Raw genomic sequence first — 16,224 nt, 5'->3', positions numbered from 1 at the left:
CATTTGTCCTTTGTATTCACTAATGACTAATGACTAAATCTTGATAAAACTCTAATTGCTGTTTAGCCAAAGCTTTGTTTGTATATTTAATCATTGCTTTTTGATAACCCATTTCACCCAGAGTATGAGCAAAATCTGGTTTATCCATTAATTGAACTAAGCAATTAGCAAGGGCTTGAGCATCACCTTCAGGAAATACTAAACCAGCATCGCCAATTACATAGGGAATTTCACCAGAATCAGAACCAATCACAGGTACTTGGCAAGCCATTGCCTCAATTAGCACATGACCAAATTGTTCTTTCCAGCCAACAGAAGTTAAGGTTTTAAACTTGTAAGTTGTTTCTGAAGGCAGTACCAAAGTACTCATTAAATTAATATACTTTGCAACTTCGTTATGGGGAACACTTTCTATCAAAGTTAATCGTTCTTCAATATTATTTTCTGCCGCAATTTTGAGTAATTGGCTTTGCAACTCTCCTCGTCCCAGTAGAAGTAATTTCCAAGGTTTATTTTTCAAAGTGATTAAGGCTTGCAAAAGCGTTAACAAACCTTTCTCTTGCACAAATCGTCCAACAAAACCTACAATAAAATCTTCTTTTTTAATATCCAACTTAGCTGCTAACTCTGGTTGAGCTTTGGGAGTAAATAAACTTTCGTCTACACCCAGTTGCGGCATAACTTTAATTGCCCCTTTATATCCCCGTTGCCGCAAAACTTCTACTCCATCTTGATTACCAGAAATAATGCCGTGGCTGTGATTGAGGTTATATTTTTCTAATAAAGCAACTGGTAATTTCAATTGATATGGTAAATTCCACCAAGTAAAAAATACATTTTTTGCCTTGAGTCCTAATAGCTGATTTAAGACAATCATCTGAGTATAAGCTAGTCCTCTAGACCCTTGTTCCACTTGGATGATTTGGGGACGAAATTCTTTTAACAAAAAGATCAAATCAGCGCCAAAGGTAAGGAGTCCCTGATGATTTTGGCTAAAATTAGAAACGGGAACTATTTTAAATGTGCCTTCATCACGGTATTCAGTTTCAATAATTCTGTTTTGCACGCCACCTGGTTTCCAGCGCTTTGGAACTACAACCGTCACTTCAATTCCCGGTTCTAGTTGAGATAAAGAACGTAGTTTTTCACAGTTGAGGTCTACGATATAAGTGTGACTAGCAACTAAAATTCTCATTTTTCATTTATTCTTTGTTATTCACTAATGACTAATGACAAATGACAAATGCCTAAACTTGTTCATCCAATCGGCTGTAAATTTGACCATCGTTCCATAGTGATTGAATGACAGTACCCAAGGCTTTGAAAAAACCTAAAGTGTAAAAAATAGCGCGAGTGGCAATTTTTATGGGCGAACCGCTTTTGTGACAAGGTGGGCGTCCCAGAACGTGACAGTCAAATAAACGGGCATATAAGCGTAAAGCTTGAGTTGCAGTCAGGTTTTTCAGCCCTAGTAAAAAATGGTTGTGATAAAAGGTGAGTTGATATTTTAGCGATCGCATACTAATATCATGACAACCCCCTGTTTCTTCGCCTAAATGCACCAAGTGGGCTTCTGGGTCGTACCAAATTTTATACCCCGTCTGTCGCACCCGCAAACAAAAATCTGACTCTTCGCGTACAGCACTACCGCGAAACCTCTCATCAAACCTTAGTCCGTACTTAGTAAAAATTTCGCGGCGAAATGACATATTACAACCCCTCGCTGTCAGTACTTGCTGGGGTTTAATGGTATGTACTAAATCAATATGATACCAAGCAATTCCTGGGTCCATAGCTTGAGGAGGCAGATATTCAATCTCTAAATCTCCTCCAGAATCACCCAATTTCATTCTGTCAAATACCCGTCCGGCTACAGCCCCCACGTCTGGATTTTGTAGATAATTTTTCACATGGGCTGCTAACAATCCTGGGGTTAGCTGAACATCATCATCAATAAATAATATTATTTCACCAGATGACCGCCGTACTGCATAATTCCGCGCTCCTGGCAAACTTGCCCAATCTAAGCGCAACCACTTAATTTTACCTGCCCCCGCCATCTCTTCTAGATAGGCTTGAATTTCTGGCTGGTGTTTTGCGGTTTGGTCTACCACTAAAACTTCAAAATTTGGATAGTCTTGTTTCAAAACATCTACAATGCTATCTCGTAAGGCTTCCTCTCGACCATAGGTCGGGATAACCACAGTAATTAATGGCCAATTATCCATAATTTTTATTAAGTGATTTTTCTACTTTGATAATAACCTTATAAAACTTAATTTTCATTTACTTCAATAAGCTATTGTTGCTTTAATTTCAAGTTAGTCAATAGCCTAAGTCCTGCTTAAAAGCTGTCTTTAATTCTTTATTCTCTTGCTGCTGCTGCATAAAGCTCATCAAATAACTCATTTTGCTTTTCAGAGTTATGCACAATTTGCGCTTGAGCTAACGCTCCTGCGCTTAAAAATTCGTAATGTTCTCGCTTATCACTTCTATCAAGAAATTGAATAATTTGTTGCAATGCTTGCTCTGCCAAATAATCATAAGTACTATTTAAAATTTCCCAATATTCATTAGTTTTAGTTTTTTCTTCATACAGCCAATTGCTCCAGTGCCTAATTTCATTAATTGGTAAATTTAAAATATAGCCATTTTCGCCATGACGAATAAACTCTGGTAAGGCACATACATTTGTTGTAATTGCAGGAGTTGCAACTGAAAAACCTTCGATAATACTATAGCCATAAGTATCATGTAATGTCGCCATTAATTGAAAATGACTTTGCGATAATAACTCAAGAACTTTGTCATTAGGAAGATTTTTATGAAAGACAACATTATTTAAATCCAACAGCTTTAAATCCTCTACATATTTGGTTTCATCGGGAAAATCCGTCGGTACTCCTGAACCATGTCCCAGATCGGAAATTATATGTAGAGTAATAGGTAAACCTAATTTTTCAGCTTTTTTAGCAAGTCTTAAAGCAACAACTCCGCCTTTGCGGGCAATGTGATTTCCTATAAATATAAGCTGAAGGTTTTGCTGTTGATGATAAAGTTTCGATTCATTAACCCTTACTGGAAAGCTTGGATGGATTACATCCAATTTTTTACTTATTTTTTCTTTTATCTTCCAACCTTCTATCCGCTTAATTAATCTCAATTTGGCATAATCTGAGATAGCTATCAGTTTATGGCAATTTTCTAGTACTAATCGATTATTTAACAATTCATAAATTGCCGCTTCACCTTGATTTTGAGGATTTCTATATAAAAAGCGATGATCTTCAAAGGTGATAAACCAAGGTTTGTTTGTATATAAAATTTTGTTGAAAGAATGAATAGCTTGGTATCTTCCCCATACAGGTTGCCAGGGAAAAAAGCTGCTTAAAGGATACCAAATTTTTTCTATAGGATATCTGCCTGTGGGGAAAGGTTTGGGGCGGATGAGTATATGCCGAGAATTTCGAGGTAGATTTGGAGTACTAAGGTGCTTTTGACCTACTATGATAACTTTTGCCATTTTCCTTTTAATTAAATTGTTTTTAGACGTTTTTTCTTATTCTTTTGCTCAGGGTTAGCATCTTCTATATCTTGTTTCTCCAGTTCAGGCAATTTAAAAAGAACTCCCGCAAAAAACCAATAATAGACAGCAACCGGATCAACATCCAGAGGATAGTAATAGGTGTTGTAGCTAATAAACAATATAAACACCCACAAAGCTGCTCCGTAACTGCGGAAATTACGGTTCTTTATGGAGCGATAGGTTTTAAAGCCAATAATTGTTAAATTTGTTACTAAACCCAGAAAAGCTAGCACTCCAATAATTCCAACTTCAAAAAGTACTTTGGGATAGTAGGTTTCCACTAGCTTTGTTTGACCCATTACGCGGGCAGAGTTAGTTGCTCGACCTAAGCCACTTCCTAATGGCCCGTCTACGTTTTTCCAATTTTCTTGAAATTGCTGAACGATAAAATCTTGAGGTGGTGAAGCCTCCCATCGACCTGTAAAACTCTCGGTTCTCTCTTGGACGACAGCAGGGTTAGTCACCATTGCTATTCCTAAAACTAGGGCAAGTCCTATCCCTATGGGAATAAATCGTTTTAGGTTGCCAATTTGACCAGTAAGCAATAGCAAAATTCCGAAGCAGATTGGTACTAAAGCTAAGGCGATTCTCTGTCCAGAAATTACAGCATTGATAAAGACTGTCACTAAAGAACCTAAACCGACCAGCCGCCATATTGGGGAGGGGTCGGTGAAACCGGTGGCAAAGGTAAAAAAGGTGCTGGAAATTAAGAACCATGCCCATTGCCAAGGAGCTACAAATGTCCCTGGTAGGCGAATAACTCCTTCTTCGGGACTATATAAGAGCGCTCCACCAAAATAACAACGGGCTTCTAATGATGTGACAAATAGGGCATTTCCTTCAAGACCCCTAGTGCCTTGACATACACCAGTTAGTAGTAACAGGTATTGAATAAATCCCAGCACACAGCAAACCAGTATTAGGACAATCTGGAGGCGCGATAAAAATAGAAAATCTCGTTTATCACGAATTAGATAGTAAGCGCAACCAATCAAGGGGACATAGCCTAAAAATACTTTTAGTCCCAGAATGCCCATACCTAATGGTATTTCTTGGGGTGCTTTTTCCAATAATCCGACGCTAGGCGGGTTAAACTGCTGTCCACCATTAATAAATAATAGTGTTAGCAGACTACAACCTAAAACAATATAAAGTGGAATTTTAATGCCTTGGGGAAGAATTAGGGGTAGCCCCTGTTTACGGCAAGTCTGCCAAAGTCCAATTAGAGCTGGAATATAAAAGGCATCTTTAGCTAATTGGAGTATGGGACTATTGCCCAAGTAGTAGGTGATAGTACCCCCAATCGGTACGTAAATGATGAAGGTATATAGCGCTTGACGGGGGTATTTGTAGGAAAGGGATATGATAATTATCCCTAAGACACCAGGGATTGCTGCTTTAATTCCAGCTACGAAAAAAAGCACAATGCCAATGAAGAAACCGCCAAAGGTGGCGGTGGTGAGTAAGCTAATGAGTTCTTTACGTGCTTGGGCTGCTTTGCGCTTTTGAGCTAACTGTTCTTTGAGGTTAAGGGTAGAAGTTTCCTTTTTAGCCTGCTTTTTCGAGTTTTTAGATGGTCGGGATTTTGATTTTATTTTCGGCATAATGGTGCTGTAGCCTATCAGCCTCAAGGAAATATATTATAGTTGACAAATTTCTCTGGATTGCTGTAAGTCATACAATCCGAATTCATCCATCACTGATTTATTTAATAATTTGCGATTAAAAATGCTAAATTTTAATCTTTTTGATAATTCAAAAAGATTTTCTCCTGTATCCAATATATAAACTGCACCTGGGAATGGTAATGCTTTAATAGGTTTTGCTCTATTATTTAAAATATCTTTGACTTTAGCGTGGTCTATATAATATCTATAGTACCCATAGCCACGATTATATTCTGCGGTTTCAGGCAAATTATTCAAATCATATCGGATAATGTTACAACTGCCGCACATTTTATAAAAATTGTTTCTTTTAATATATATATAATTACTGCCTTCTTGATATTTATAACCTTTATTTATAAACCATCCATTAGAATCTGGATATTGTTGAATAAATTTAGCTAAATTTTTACTAACACAATCATCAGCATCAACTGTCATAGTGTGAGTGGGAGAAAATTGACGAGCATAAACTAATCCTTTTAAGATTTTACGCCCTTTATCCGTATCTCCTTTAGCTACAAGGTTAGTTTCGTTTGGAGGAGAAAAATCAACTGTAATATATGTGATATGAGAATGAGTGAATTCTATTTTTGGCTTTTCGTGACAAACAACAATAACGTGAAAGTTAGGTGAGGTTTGATTATAAACTGATTTAATGCATCTTTCAAATAATTGTGTAACACGTTCCCAGGAATTGGAAACTTTTGCACTTTTGAGTGGGATAACAAAAATAAGCATAATATTATCTTAGAACATATAGCTAAGAATCTCGAAATAAATAATAACACGTTCAGAGTGATGCCAGGACTAATTATCTTGACACAGTGAGTTTTGTTGATAAGTAATAAGTCGGTCATGATCTAACAATGCAAATACAAATGTTACAGCTTCTACAAATTAACCAGCCTTGGTCATTAGTAGAAGCTGTGATGAAAAATTGGCGCTTGTTAAAAGCTGAGATAATAGCTAATTTAGTCCATCAGATGGTGTTGAACTTTTGAAACTAATTCATTTGTCCAGTAGTTGGTAAGTTCTGCATTAGCAGCTTCTACCATAACCCTGATTACTGGTTCTGTACCAGAGGCGCGAACCAGAATTCTGCCGGAATCACCCATTGCAGCTTCAGCAAGAGCGATCGCTTCTTGGACAGGTTGACAATCTTGCCATCCTAAACGGCGATCGCGATCTACAACTCGCACGTTTCGCAACAATTGCGGATAGGTCTGGAAGCTTTGATCTACTAATTCACTAAAGGGAACACCTGCCTCTTTCACCAAAGCTGCTATATGTAATGCTGTTAACAAGCCATCTCCAGTAACAGCATAATGACGGCAAAGAATATGACCTGATTGTTCGCCGCCCAGCATTCCCCCAGTCCGCAACATTTCGGCTTGTACGTATTGGTCGCCAACTGCGGTACGAATTAGGGTACCGCCAATTTGTTGCCAAGCTTTCTCAAAGCCTAAGTTAGCCATGACTGTAGATACAATCAGGTTATCTGGCAGTTGTTGGTTTTTTTGTAAGTGGCGTCCCCACAGATAGAGAATATAATCGCCGTTAACTTGCCTGCCAGTATTGTCTACTGCTAAGACGCGATCGGCATCCCCATCAAAGGCAAAGCCAATATCGGCGTTGTGTTCTTTTACTGTGCTTGCAAGAATATCTAGGTGCGTGGAACCGCAGTTAACATTAATGCGATCGCCATCTGCTTCGTTATGCAAGCAGATTACCTCTGCCCCCATTTCTGTAAATACTGCTGGTGCTAACCCGACTGCTGCACCCCATGCCAAATCTAAAACAATCTTCATCCCCTGAAGCTTTATGGCACTGTTCAAGGGTTTTTTCAACGCCTCGCTATAATGCCCCACTAACTCGAAACGGGAGTAATGCCGTCCGCAATTACTCACTCTAGCAATAGGTGATATTTTGCCACGCAACCCGGCTTCAATTTCTGCCTGCAATATTTGGGGTAACTTCCCACCATCAGCACTAAAAATTTTAATCCCATTGTCTTCTGGGGGATTATGGCTGGCAGAAATCATCACTCCGCCAATGGCATCACTGATACTGGTGAGATAGGCAATGCAAGGAGTGGGGCATAATCCCAAATACCAAACCTCTAATCCTGCTGCTGTTAACCCTGCACTCAAAGCCATTGCCAGCATATCGCTGGAATTTCTAGAATCTTGTCCGAGAATGACTGGCCCTACCTGAGTAGCATAGTTACGTAAAACAATCCCCGTCCAAAAACCAACTTGCAATGCTAGGGGGGCACTCAATAATTCTCCCACTCGTCCCCGAATCCCATCTGTGCCAAATAAAGGATTTGCTGGTAATGAGATTAAATTTAGTTCAAAACTGCTCTCAATCCCTTTCCCCAATCCGTCAATTTCAGAAGCAGAATCCCCCGGAATGCCCGGTGTCCGAGTTATAAATGAAACCATTTGTTTCAATACTCCACACAATCACACTAGAAAATAGCATTTAACACTTGATTCAACAATTCTGACAGAAAACTTTTTCTCAAATCTTGAACCACAAAACCGAATCACTGGAATTAGTGGCTAAACAACCTTCGTGTAGCCTTCCGTAGGGTAAATCCCCTTTGAAGTTCTGATCTAAATCTATAAAAAACTGTCATTTAACGGAACTCGCATTTTTCATGTTAGGCGATATGATAGCGATCGCGTTAATGGGATGCTCTCAAAGCTAGTTTTAAAAGAAAATTGAGTTTCTTGCAATTGCAAAGCCAAGAACCTAGATTTTTTGCCTAAAAACCTGATTTTTCAACTCGGATAACAGTGTTCAGATATCAGTTTAACAAAGAAGAGCGAACAATTTTGAACCGCATTTTTCTGTAAAAATGCATAATTGCCTTTCCAAGTTTATCTATAGCTTTGCTCATGAAAGAGCGCTTAGGGTATAAAATCTTTTCGTGATCTTCAAAATACTGAGAAATTTCGTCCCTATTTGATTGACCTTTGCTAATTTTTACTAACTCAATTTTATTATTGAAAAATGAAATGCCTTCCATCTCACTCCATCTAACTGCCAGCCCAGCTTTATAAGCAGCTAAACCTATTGCACTCCCTTCACCTTCATAAATTCCATTTAGCTCAAAGTAATTAGCAAGCATATCCCATTGTTGCAAAAACTCAATTTCTTTACCTGAATCTTTAGTGACTGAGAATAAGTACTCGTGAACAAAACTAATATCTTTCCAACTTGTTTCTAAATTAAGAACTTTTGTTGCATTTTTAACAACTGTAAATTCTCTCGCAAATTTACTACTAGCAGTTCCTGCAATAACTTTAGTAAATTTTTTTGGCATATCCATACAAGCTCTAGCGCTAATTCCTGGTGTTAGCAGCCATTGCATATCTTCTGGCACTGGTGCCAAGATTCGCATATCTGAGTCGATGAATATACACGAGTTAAAGAGTGACAAAGCTTTTGCGATCGCAAATCTTTTATCGTGGTAACATTTGACACCCTGCTGTTGATGCTTAAAAACTAAAACTTGAGAATATTTACTAAATTCTTCAGGATGATCAGTTAAGATAATAAAAGAAGTATTCGGGGAATATCTCTCTATATCTTTTGCTAATAAAGAAGCAAGGGCGCTATATTTTTTCCCTAGTGCTAAAGTACAAAAACAAAAGTCTTTTTTTGATTGAATCATTTCTTTTCCTGTTATTTTTCAATAAAGAGATTGAGACTTTAAAAGTAGCTATTTTCTTTTTACAAGCTATTAATTGATGTCAAAAAACATCAGAAATCAGCTATCTATTAATGAATAAATAGCTAAAACCCACATTAAAGCTAAGATTGAATGATTAAAAAGAAAGTGTTTCTTCCGAATCTTCCACTTGTTTTTCTTCTGCCTTATTCATTCAAACTAAGTAAAACACTATTTAATTTTTTCCAATTCCAAAAGAGAAAGCTATAGCTTTGGCAATTCTGATTTGAAAAAAACCTCATGAGGTAAGAAGAACCGCCAGAGAAAACCGGGAGGTAGTACTGCGCTAGATTCAGCATCTATAGGTAAATATTGAGAACGATAGGTTTTGATCGCCTCATTTTTTTTGGATTGCACTGTGTGAATAGATAATCGATAAGCACCTGCTAATTCGTCCAACTTGAGATCCCGAAATAGTAAGGATTTCCAAAGCAACCAGATGGCATACTCCCACAAATCAACCTTCACTCCAGCTTTGATAATCGCGGTCTTAACAAGTTGATAAGTAATCTCATGATCTCGACTCCGATCTTTTTTGTGAGTTACGTAAACTTCTTGAGGGCCAAAGGTATGCAACAATTGCGCCATTTCTTCAATGGTTTGCTGCTGTTCGGCTTCTGTCATCTTGTGTAGTGAGCCATCAGATTTATTAAGAAAGTGAATATCTTTTGAATCAACACCCAGAATGTTTAAAGCTGTCAGTGCTTCTTGTTTGCGAATTTGAACAATTTTAGAGCGGCTAATCTTGGTATTATCTTGATGGGAACCCCCTCCATCTGTGACAAAAACAACCTTAATAGGTACACCTTGTTCTCGCTTGAGTGCAATAATTCCACCACAGCCCAGTGCTTCATCATCTTGATGAGGAGCAAACACAATCAGCGATTTATTGCTAACATTCAGTGGTTGACTACCTCGATACAAAAGCCAGTAGAACTGTAGCCGGATTTGAAGTTCTCGCAATCGATAGTTAAACAGCCATAGCTTGTTGTGCAAACTAACCTTTAAACGATTTAAAATATTTCCCATATTCATATTGTTTATGTAATATTTATTGGAATTAGCTAGCTTAAAGGTTGAAATGTAATTTATTGGGTAGTTACAACCTAATATATTACAGCGCTTCCGGCTATTATGCAATACAGCTTTTCTCCTTGCCCTCTCCTATCAAAGCTTTCAGATTTGAGGATGTACCTCATAGCTGCCGGAAGTGCTGTAATATGTCAGTAGTCATAGCTAAAACAGTTTCTATGTCTATATTTGAGAATTCAAGTTAACTAAATCATTGAGATAAAAATTGCTGTATAATACATCATTAATAATGAGAATATACGTTTTTTCCTCAGCTAATCTATTTGTAATATATCACTTGCATATTGTATGCTCCTCAGTATCTGTACTTAAATTAGTATTAATTTTTGATTTTTTTGAGATAAACACTGAAATAAAAACAACTCGTTAATTTATTAACTAGGCATTCATCTAGGTAGAATTAATCCGAGGATTAAGAGATGTTTTATTTGGGCATGAAGTTACCTTAATTTAAAAATCTACGCTACTGTTGCGTGTTATTGCTTTCGTAATTTTGGAAATACAAAAGCTGATTTTATGACTGGAAAATAGGGAATGGGCAATGGTGAGGAAGTAATTTTCATGCGTACAGGGCAATTATTTCCTTAGATTTTTAATGTATAAAATAATACAATACTATTATAGCTTAAAAAATTTTAATATAAATTCTCATCAAATAGTTTTAAGGTAACGTTTTAATGGCTTTTTTAGCCGTTAGTGAATTAAAACTTCGGCAGTTAACTTTTTAAAAGTTGAGAAATTTAGCATGAGCAGCAATTTAGCAACCAAATTACGTGTAGGCACTAAGAAAGCCCACACCATGGCAGAAAATGTAGGTTTTGTCAAGTGCTTTTTAAGAGGAGTAGTCGAGAAAAACTCTTACCGGAAACTAGTTGCTAACTTCTACTTCGTCTACTCAGCGATGGAAGAGGAAATGGAAAAGCATCGTCAGCACCCAATTCTTTCTAAAATTAATTTTCCCCAGCTAAACCGCAAGTACACCTTAGAGCAAGACCTAAGTTATTATTTTGGTACTAACTGGAGGGAGCAAATTAAGCTATCTCCGGCAGGTGAAGCTTATGTAAAGCGCATCCGAGAAATATCTGCCACAGAACCGGAACTATTGATAGCTCATTCATATACTCGTTACTTGGGTGACTTATCCGGGGGACAAATTCTCAAAAATATTGCTGTAACGGCGATGAATTTGTCTGATGGACAAGGAACAGCCTTTTATGAGTTTCCAGAGATTCCTGATGAGAAGGCATTCAAAGCCAAATATCGTCAAACTTTGGATGAATTACCCCTCGACGAGGCTACAACCGATCGCATCGTTGATGAAGCTAACGCCGCCTTTGGCATGAACATGACGATGTTCCAAGAATTGGAAGGCAATTTGATTAAGGCGATTGGAGTAATGCTTTACAATAGCCTTACAAGGCGTCGTACACGCGGCAGTACTGAACTCGTCACAGCTGAGTAAACTTTATTAAGTAAAATTTTGTAAATCTAGGGGCAAGCTTCCTGGGTTCACCTGAATCAAATCAGGCGATCGCGGGGATGTTGCCCCTACTGTTGTTAGCGATCATGGCTATTATGTTGTAGCTTGTTAAGGTCTTGTGCTGCGTGTTGATGACCAGGATTTAGTCTAAGTGCTTCTTGAAAAGCAGCGATCGCTTCATCGTTTCTATCGCTGTAGTTAAATAATATATACTTACCTAGTCTGTAGTAAATACCAGATATCGGCTTCGGCTGAACTTTAGCAGCGAACTGGTGAAAAACAGCTATAACAGAGGAAAATCACTGCTTGTCAATATATATTCATCAGTACACCCATTGGGTTCAAGAGCAATTACTTGACAAAATGCAGCGATCGCTTCTTCTAATTTTTGTATATCTAACAACCACATTCCTAACTCAGTGTATATCTGAACACTAGGCTCGATGAGGAGGGCTTGTTGATAAAATGTCAACGCCGTTTCTGTTTTATTCTAATAAGATAATAGCTTTGCTAATCTTACATAAGCTAGAACATCATTAGGTTTTTGTTTGATTACCGATAGCCAAAGGTCTTCTGCTTGCTGGTAGTTTCCTATGTTTTCAGCATATTTTGCTTGTTTTATTAACAGCTTAATAGTTTTAGCAGAATTCATTTGCGGTAATCTCGCTAATTCCTATCTACAGAATATATAAACCCTGATTCCTAATCTAGTCAGCGATCAGGGAAAATATCAAGAGGCACAATTAATTAAATAATGGCAACAAAAATTCCTGTCACAGTAATTACAGGCTTCTTAGGTAGTGGAAAAACCAGCCTAATTCGCCACCTGCTACAAAACAACCAAGGACGGCGCATTGCTGTTTTAGTCAATGAATTTGGCGAACTCGGTATTGATGGCGAATTGTTAAAATCCTGTCAAGTTTGCCCAGAAGATGGTGAGAGCGACACTAATATCTTTGAATTAACCAATGGCTGCTTATGCTGCACCGTCCAGGAAGAGTTTTACCCGATGATGCAAGAGTTAATCAAGCGGCGGGATAGCATCGACTGCATTTTGATTGAAACCTCTGGTTTAGCCTTGCCAAAGCCACTGGTGAAGGCTTTTCGCTGGCAAGAAATTCGCAACGCCGCTACTGTGGATGCGGTGATTACTGTGGTAGATTGTGCGGCGGTAGCTGCGGGAACATTTGCTAGCGATCTAGAGGCGATCGCAGCCCAACGGCAAGCAGATGATAGTCTAGAACACGAAACACCCTTGCAAGAACTATTTGAAGACCAACTTGCTTGTGCAGACTTGGTAGTATTAAATAAAATTGACTTGGTAGATGCCGAGACAAAAGCAAGAGTTGAGGAATTGATTAAGCAAGAGTTGCCCAGAGTGGTGAAGATTGTCGAGAGCAATGGTTCTCAACTAGATGCATCTATATTATTAGGATTCCAAGCCGCAGTAGAAGACAATTTAGATTCTCGCCCTAGCCATCACGATACCGAAGAAGACCACAATCATGACGAAGAAATTATCTCAACTAATTTAATTTTGGATCGTACATTTGACCCAGAAAAGTTGCAACAGCAGTTGGAAAAATTAGCACAAGAACAAGAAATTTACCGAATTAAAGGTTTTGTAGCAGTGCCAAATAAATCCATGCGTTTAGTGATGCAAGGCGTAGGAACCCGATTTGATAAATTTTATGATCGCCCTTGGAAAACTGAAGAGGCTCGGCAAACCCGCTTAGTTTTTATAGGGCGTGATTTGAAGTCTTCAGAAATTGAATCGCAACTTGTAGCTTTATAAATATACCTAGATTCCCGACTTCGTAAAAGTTGTCGGGATTTATTCGGAAAGTTGCGAGTTATAAACCATTAGTTAATTCTGAGCAAAAAATAATAGCTAAAAACCTTGCAATTTACAAAACTATGACCATCTCCCAACTATTTAACATTGCTAACCTTTTCGTCTTGCCTTTTTGGGCATTGATGATTTTATTACCAAATTGGAAAGTTACACGGCAGGTAATGTCATCATATTTGCCTTTTGTGCTGTTAGCTGGAGCGTATGTGTATTTGTTTATCAACAGCATTACGCCAGAAAATGCCCAAGCTTTATCGAATCCCCAATTAGCCGATATTGCGCGATTTTTTACAGATGAAACGGCTGCTGCAACGGGTTGGATTCATTTTTTAGTGATGGATTTATTCGTCGGTCGCTGGATTTATTGGGAAGGACAAAAAACAGGTATTTGGACAATTCACTCTCTGGCTTTGTGTTTATTTGCTGGCCCTATAGGATTACTGTCTCACATCTTGACCGACTGGATTGTTAAGACATTTTTTCCTAAATCTCAGCAGAATGAAACGGTGACGGTGGGAGAAAAAGCTGCGTCATAATCTGGCACATAGTTATATATAGCAATGATAAATTCTTTGTGAAAAGCCAGATCCCCGGCTTCTTAAAGAAGCTGGGGATCTGTAGATTGATAATTAGCAAATCAGTTTGCTTTTAAGCTAATTAGCATTTAAATTGCACAAGAGTAAGGCTGGAGCTGCTTGCTACAAACAAATCACTCTGAAAGTTACCACATGAACCGTCCAACTCAAGTGACTTGAAAATGATTAACCGTTGTCGTGTCTATAGTCGGCATCTAACCAACAGCGTGGTAAAACTTCACCTGAAGGAAAAACGAGATTTTCTTTTTTAAAACTTTCAGGTTGCTGTTCTTCTTGACCTTCTTGATCTTTTGCGTGAACAACATCATTATTCGGGTCAATTAATTCCTGAATTTCAACAATCTTTACCAATTCGCCACTATCTTTGACTTGTAAAAGCATAGAAATTACCTCAATGAGTTTGCATGAATGTTCAAAGCGAGTCTCAAGATCAACTCGCTCAGATGTGAACCGATTTTGAACGCGGAGATTCCTTAATTATTAAAGGAAATTTTTATCAGATATCCATACACAAATTACACGAGATTGATTTGTGTGTATCTGGAAAGTTCATTTTTATAAAATAGGCGCAGTAAACATATACCTAATTCCGAAGCTAAAACCGAATCAGGGAATGCTGATTAATAAAATTGTCCAACTAAAATAATCTTAGTTTTAGCAATTAGAAATCACGTTGATATTTTTCCAAGATATCTATTAAAGCTACTTGGCATTGCAGGGGTAGTAAATCGATTAAGGGAATTTCACGTTTTCCGCCGCCAATTTTTATTGGAATCGATCCCAAGACTTGTAAAACTCGGTTTTCATTTACAGCGTTGGAAGTAATTAAAGGATACAGTTGCTCGGCAACAACTGTATGCAGTTTGGCATTAGATAAATAAAGATGCCATTTAGCAACGTCTATGTAGACATTTTCGCCAATTTCAGCTGCTAGGGCTTCTAGTAGTTCTGTGGTGTTAGTCTTAGCCATAAAAATAACCCTACATTAAGAAAAAGCGCGAAATCTCAGGCTTTTTTATATTATGGCTCAATTAACAGCCTAATCCTACTACCAGAGGTTACAATCGCCCCAGCATGAGTAATCCATCTTCAGGTGGATTTTGGCGGAGTTTCGGTGTAGTTAGCGATCGCACTAATATAAATCAGATGCACCAACACTATTCCTGTCCAACTTAAAGTCACCCAAGGCAGCCACTCCCAAGTAGTGCCTTTCAAGATGTGGAAAAACCACAAACCAGAATTAATAGTAGCAGCGATCGCTACATGCACGGCAAAATTCATTCTGTCATCGATCTTGCGGTAATCAGGGTCTTTGCGATCGGGTTTGCGAGGCCAACGAGGAGGCATAAATATTTGTTACAGATTTAAATACACCCTATTCATTCTAAGGTTTTTATGGCAGTGGTTGCTATTAGACCCTTATAACCAGTCATAATTGAACTGGAAGTCAAGAGCCTGTGGGTTAAATCAGATGACGATCTTTGAGCAAATAGACCCCGATCTCCTCTATCCAGATAGCGACGGCAAACCAATGGCAGACAATACAGAGCAATATCGTTGGATTGTCCTGATTAAGGAGAATTTAGAGATTCTGTTTGCTAATAATGATCATGTTTTGATTGCAGGAGATTTGCTCTGGTATCCCGTCCGTTCTCGACTGATTACACCGACTGCACCTGATGTGATGGTTGTCTTCGGTAGACCAAAGGGAAAACGTTGTTCTTATCGTCAGTGGCAAGAAGATAATATTCCACCGCAAGTAGTCTTTGAGATTCTTTCTTATAGTAATGATACCAAGGAAATGGAGCGTAAGCTGGAGTTTTACGATACATACGCTGTTGAAGAATATTATTTATACGACCCTGAAAGTTTTCAACTAGACGGCTGGTTGCGGCAAAACAATCATTTGAATAAGCTATGGCAAATGGATGGTTGGCTTAGTCCCCGCTTAGGAATTAGATTTCAAACAGGTCTTGGAGAGTTAGTAATTTACCGTCCAGATGGACAGAGATTTTTGAATTCCCTGGAACTCAATCAACGCGCAGAACACGCTGAGTTCTTGCTAGAACAAGAACGCCAACGGGCTGAACAGTTGGCAGCATATTTGCGTAATCTTGGTATTGATCCTGATAATCTTCCGTAACTGGGGAGTGGGGAGTGGGGAGTGGGGGAGCAGGGGAGGTAGGGGAAGAAGAACTATTGCTATTGA

At 38.3% G+C, this 16,224-nt stretch carries 17 protein-coding genes; 4 read left to right on the top strand and 13 right to left on the bottom strand.

Annotated features, from left to right (window positions below; genetic code table 11):
- Window positions 1-19: 19 nt before the first annotated feature.
- From hpsO to CDC33_RS26760, 8 genes are all read right to left on the bottom strand, one after another.
- Window positions 20-1,195, bottom strand: a complete 1,176-nt coding sequence (gene hpsO / locus CDC33_RS26795) for a hormogonium polysaccharide biosynthesis glycosyltransferase HpsO (RefSeq protein WP_109011503.1) — start codon at window positions 1,193-1,195, stop codon at window positions 20-22.
- Window positions 1,196-1,247: 52 nt separating this feature from the next.
- Window positions 1,248-2,228 (bottom strand): hormogonium polysaccharide biosynthesis glycosyltransferase HpsN, encoded by a 981-nt coding sequence (gene hpsN, locus CDC33_RS26790; RefSeq protein WP_109011502.1) that lies wholly within the window; start codon window positions 2,226-2,228, stop codon window positions 1,248-1,250.
- Window positions 2,229-2,365: 137 nt separating this feature from the next.
- The gene (locus CDC33_RS26785; protein WP_109011501.1) at window positions 2,366-3,523 is read right to left on the bottom strand and encodes a glycosyltransferase family 4 protein; all 1,158 of its coding nucleotides are present in this window, start codon (window positions 3,521-3,523) and stop codon (window positions 2,366-2,368) included.
- Between the two features lie 11 nt (window positions 3,524-3,534).
- On the bottom strand, window positions 3,535-5,190 hold the full coding sequence (gene hpsL, locus CDC33_RS26780; RefSeq protein ID WP_109011500.1) for a hormogonium polysaccharide biosynthesis protein HpsL: 1,656 nt from the start codon (window positions 5,188-5,190) through the stop codon (window positions 3,535-3,537).
- 36 nt (window positions 5,191-5,226) lie between these two features.
- Complete coding sequence (locus CDC33_RS26775; protein WP_109011499.1) at window positions 5,227-5,994, bottom strand: glycosyltransferase family A protein; 768 nt, start codon at window positions 5,992-5,994, stop codon at window positions 5,227-5,229.
- Between the two features lie 233 nt (window positions 5,995-6,227).
- Window positions 6,228-7,700, bottom strand: coding sequence for a phosphoglucosamine mutase (glmM, locus tag CDC33_RS26770; RefSeq protein ID WP_109011498.1), 1,473 nt, complete (start codon window positions 7,698-7,700; stop codon window positions 6,228-6,230).
- 368 nt (window positions 7,701-8,068) lie between these two features.
- On the bottom strand, window positions 8,069-8,938 hold the full coding sequence (locus tag CDC33_RS26765; protein WP_244919359.1) for a hypothetical protein: 870 nt from the start codon (window positions 8,936-8,938) through the stop codon (window positions 8,069-8,071).
- A gap of 261 nt (window positions 8,939-9,199) precedes the next feature.
- Window positions 9,200-10,024 (bottom strand): PIG-L deacetylase family protein, encoded by an 825-nt coding sequence (locus CDC33_RS26760; RefSeq protein WP_369694357.1) that lies wholly within the window; start codon window positions 10,022-10,024, stop codon window positions 9,200-9,202.
- A gap of 808 nt (window positions 10,025-10,832) precedes the next feature.
- On the opposite strand from CDC33_RS26760, the gene CDC33_RS26755 reads away from it, so the two are divergent.
- Window positions 10,833-11,549, top strand: a complete 717-nt coding sequence (locus CDC33_RS26755) for a biliverdin-producing heme oxygenase (protein ID WP_109011496.1) — start codon at window positions 10,833-10,835, stop codon at window positions 11,547-11,549.
- A 301-nt stretch (window positions 11,550-11,850) separates the two neighbouring features.
- Here CDC33_RS26755 and CDC33_RS26750 read toward each other — a convergent pair whose 3' ends face one another.
- Both CDC33_RS26750 and CDC33_RS39115 read right to left on the bottom strand, forming a co-directional pair.
- Complete coding sequence (locus tag CDC33_RS26750; RefSeq protein WP_109011495.1) at window positions 11,851-12,039, bottom strand: hypothetical protein; 189 nt, start codon at window positions 12,037-12,039, stop codon at window positions 11,851-11,853.
- A gap of 18 nt (window positions 12,040-12,057) precedes the next feature.
- A complete protein-coding gene (locus tag CDC33_RS39115; RefSeq protein WP_181374140.1) occupies window positions 12,058-12,219 on the bottom strand; it encodes a hypothetical protein in 162 nt (53 codons plus the stop codon).
- Between the two features lie 102 nt (window positions 12,220-12,321).
- On the opposite strand from CDC33_RS39115, the gene cobW reads away from it, so the two are divergent.
- Both cobW and CDC33_RS26740 read left to right on the top strand, forming a co-directional pair.
- The gene (gene cobW, locus CDC33_RS26745; RefSeq protein WP_109011494.1) at window positions 12,322-13,362 is read left to right on the top strand and encodes a cobalamin biosynthesis protein CobW; all 1,041 of its coding nucleotides are present in this window, start codon (window positions 12,322-12,324) and stop codon (window positions 13,360-13,362) included.
- Between the two features lie 122 nt (window positions 13,363-13,484).
- Window positions 13,485-13,955, top strand: coding sequence for an ABA4-like family protein (locus CDC33_RS26740; protein ID WP_109011493.1), 471 nt, complete (start codon window positions 13,485-13,487; stop codon window positions 13,953-13,955).
- A 225-nt stretch (window positions 13,956-14,180) separates the two neighbouring features.
- Here CDC33_RS26740 and CDC33_RS26735 read toward each other — a convergent pair whose 3' ends face one another.
- The 3 genes from CDC33_RS26735 to CDC33_RS26725 all read right to left on the bottom strand — a co-directional run bounded on the left by CDC33_RS26735 (window position 14,181) and on the right by CDC33_RS26725 (window position 15,362).
- Complete coding sequence (locus tag CDC33_RS26735; protein ID WP_109011492.1) at window positions 14,181-14,396, bottom strand: acetyltransferase; 216 nt, start codon at window positions 14,394-14,396, stop codon at window positions 14,181-14,183.
- Window positions 14,397-14,676: 280 nt separating this feature from the next.
- Window positions 14,677-14,985, bottom strand: coding sequence for a DUF3181 family protein (locus tag CDC33_RS26730; protein WP_109011491.1), 309 nt, complete (start codon window positions 14,983-14,985; stop codon window positions 14,677-14,679).
- A 119-nt stretch (window positions 14,986-15,104) separates the two neighbouring features.
- Window positions 15,105-15,362 (bottom strand): hypothetical protein, encoded by a 258-nt coding sequence (locus CDC33_RS26725; RefSeq protein ID WP_109011490.1) that lies wholly within the window; start codon window positions 15,360-15,362, stop codon window positions 15,105-15,107.
- 124 nt (window positions 15,363-15,486) lie between these two features.
- On the opposite strand from CDC33_RS26725, the gene CDC33_RS26720 reads away from it, so the two are divergent.
- Complete coding sequence (locus tag CDC33_RS26720; RefSeq protein ID WP_109011489.1) at window positions 15,487-16,158, top strand: Uma2 family endonuclease; 672 nt, start codon at window positions 15,487-15,489, stop codon at window positions 16,156-16,158.
- Window positions 16,159-16,224 lie beyond the last annotated feature (66 nt).

This window comes from Nostoc commune NIES-4072 (assembly GCF_003113895.1).
GTDB lineage: Bacteria > Cyanobacteriota > Cyanobacteriia > Cyanobacteriales > Nostocaceae > Nostoc > Nostoc commune.
The sequence above is the reverse complement of the archived record's forward strand: the minus strand, read 5'-3'. Positions and strand labels throughout refer to the sequence as shown.

Excerpts from the sequence above, each read along its gene's own strand:
- hpsO (WP_109011503.1), bottom strand. The coding sequence starts at position 1,195 with ATGAGAATTTTAGTTGCTAGTCACACTTATATCGTAGACCTCAACTGT.
- hpsN (WP_109011502.1), bottom strand. The coding sequence starts at position 2,228 with ATGGATAATTGGCCATTAATTACTGTGGTTATCCCGACCTATGGTCGA.
- CDC33_RS26785 (WP_109011501.1), bottom strand. The coding sequence starts at position 3,523 with ATGGCAAAAGTTATCATAGTAGGTCAAAAGCACCTTAGTACTCCAAAT.
- hpsL (WP_109011500.1), bottom strand. The coding sequence starts at position 5,190 with ATGCCGAAAATAAAATCAAAATCCCGACCATCTAAAAACTCGAAAAAG.
- CDC33_RS26775 (WP_109011499.1), bottom strand. The coding sequence starts at position 5,994 with ATGCTTATTTTTGTTATCCCACTCAAAAGTGCAAAAGTTTCCAATTCC.
- glmM (WP_109011498.1), bottom strand. The coding sequence starts at position 7,700 with ATGGTTTCATTTATAACTCGGACACCGGGCATTCCGGGGGATTCTGCT.
- CDC33_RS26765 (WP_244919359.1), bottom strand. The coding sequence starts at position 8,938 with ATGATTCAATCAAAAAAAGACTTTTGTTTTTGTACTTTAGCACTAGGG.
- CDC33_RS26760 (WP_369694357.1), bottom strand. The coding sequence starts at position 10,024 with ATGGGAAATATTTTAAATCGTTTAAAGGTTAGTTTGCACAACAAGCTA.
- CDC33_RS26755 (WP_109011496.1), top strand. The coding sequence starts at position 10,833 with ATGAGCAGCAATTTAGCAACCAAATTACGTGTAGGCACTAAGAAAGCC.
- CDC33_RS39115 (WP_181374140.1), bottom strand. The coding sequence starts at position 12,219 with ATGAATTCTGCTAAAACTATTAAGCTGTTAATAAAACAAGCAAAATAT.
- cobW (WP_109011494.1), top strand. The coding sequence starts at position 12,322 with ATGGCAACAAAAATTCCTGTCACAGTAATTACAGGCTTCTTAGGTAGT.
- CDC33_RS26740 (WP_109011493.1), top strand. The coding sequence starts at position 13,485 with ATGACCATCTCCCAACTATTTAACATTGCTAACCTTTTCGTCTTGCCT.
- CDC33_RS26735 (WP_109011492.1), bottom strand. The coding sequence starts at position 14,396 with ATGCTTTTACAAGTCAAAGATAGTGGCGAATTGGTAAAGATTGTTGAA.
- CDC33_RS26730 (WP_109011491.1), bottom strand. The coding sequence starts at position 14,985 with ATGGCTAAGACTAACACCACAGAACTACTAGAAGCCCTAGCAGCTGAA.
- CDC33_RS26725 (WP_109011490.1), bottom strand. The coding sequence starts at position 15,362 with ATGCCTCCTCGTTGGCCTCGCAAACCCGATCGCAAAGACCCTGATTAC.
- CDC33_RS26720 (WP_109011489.1), top strand. The coding sequence starts at position 15,487 with ATGACGATCTTTGAGCAAATAGACCCCGATCTCCTCTATCCAGATAGC.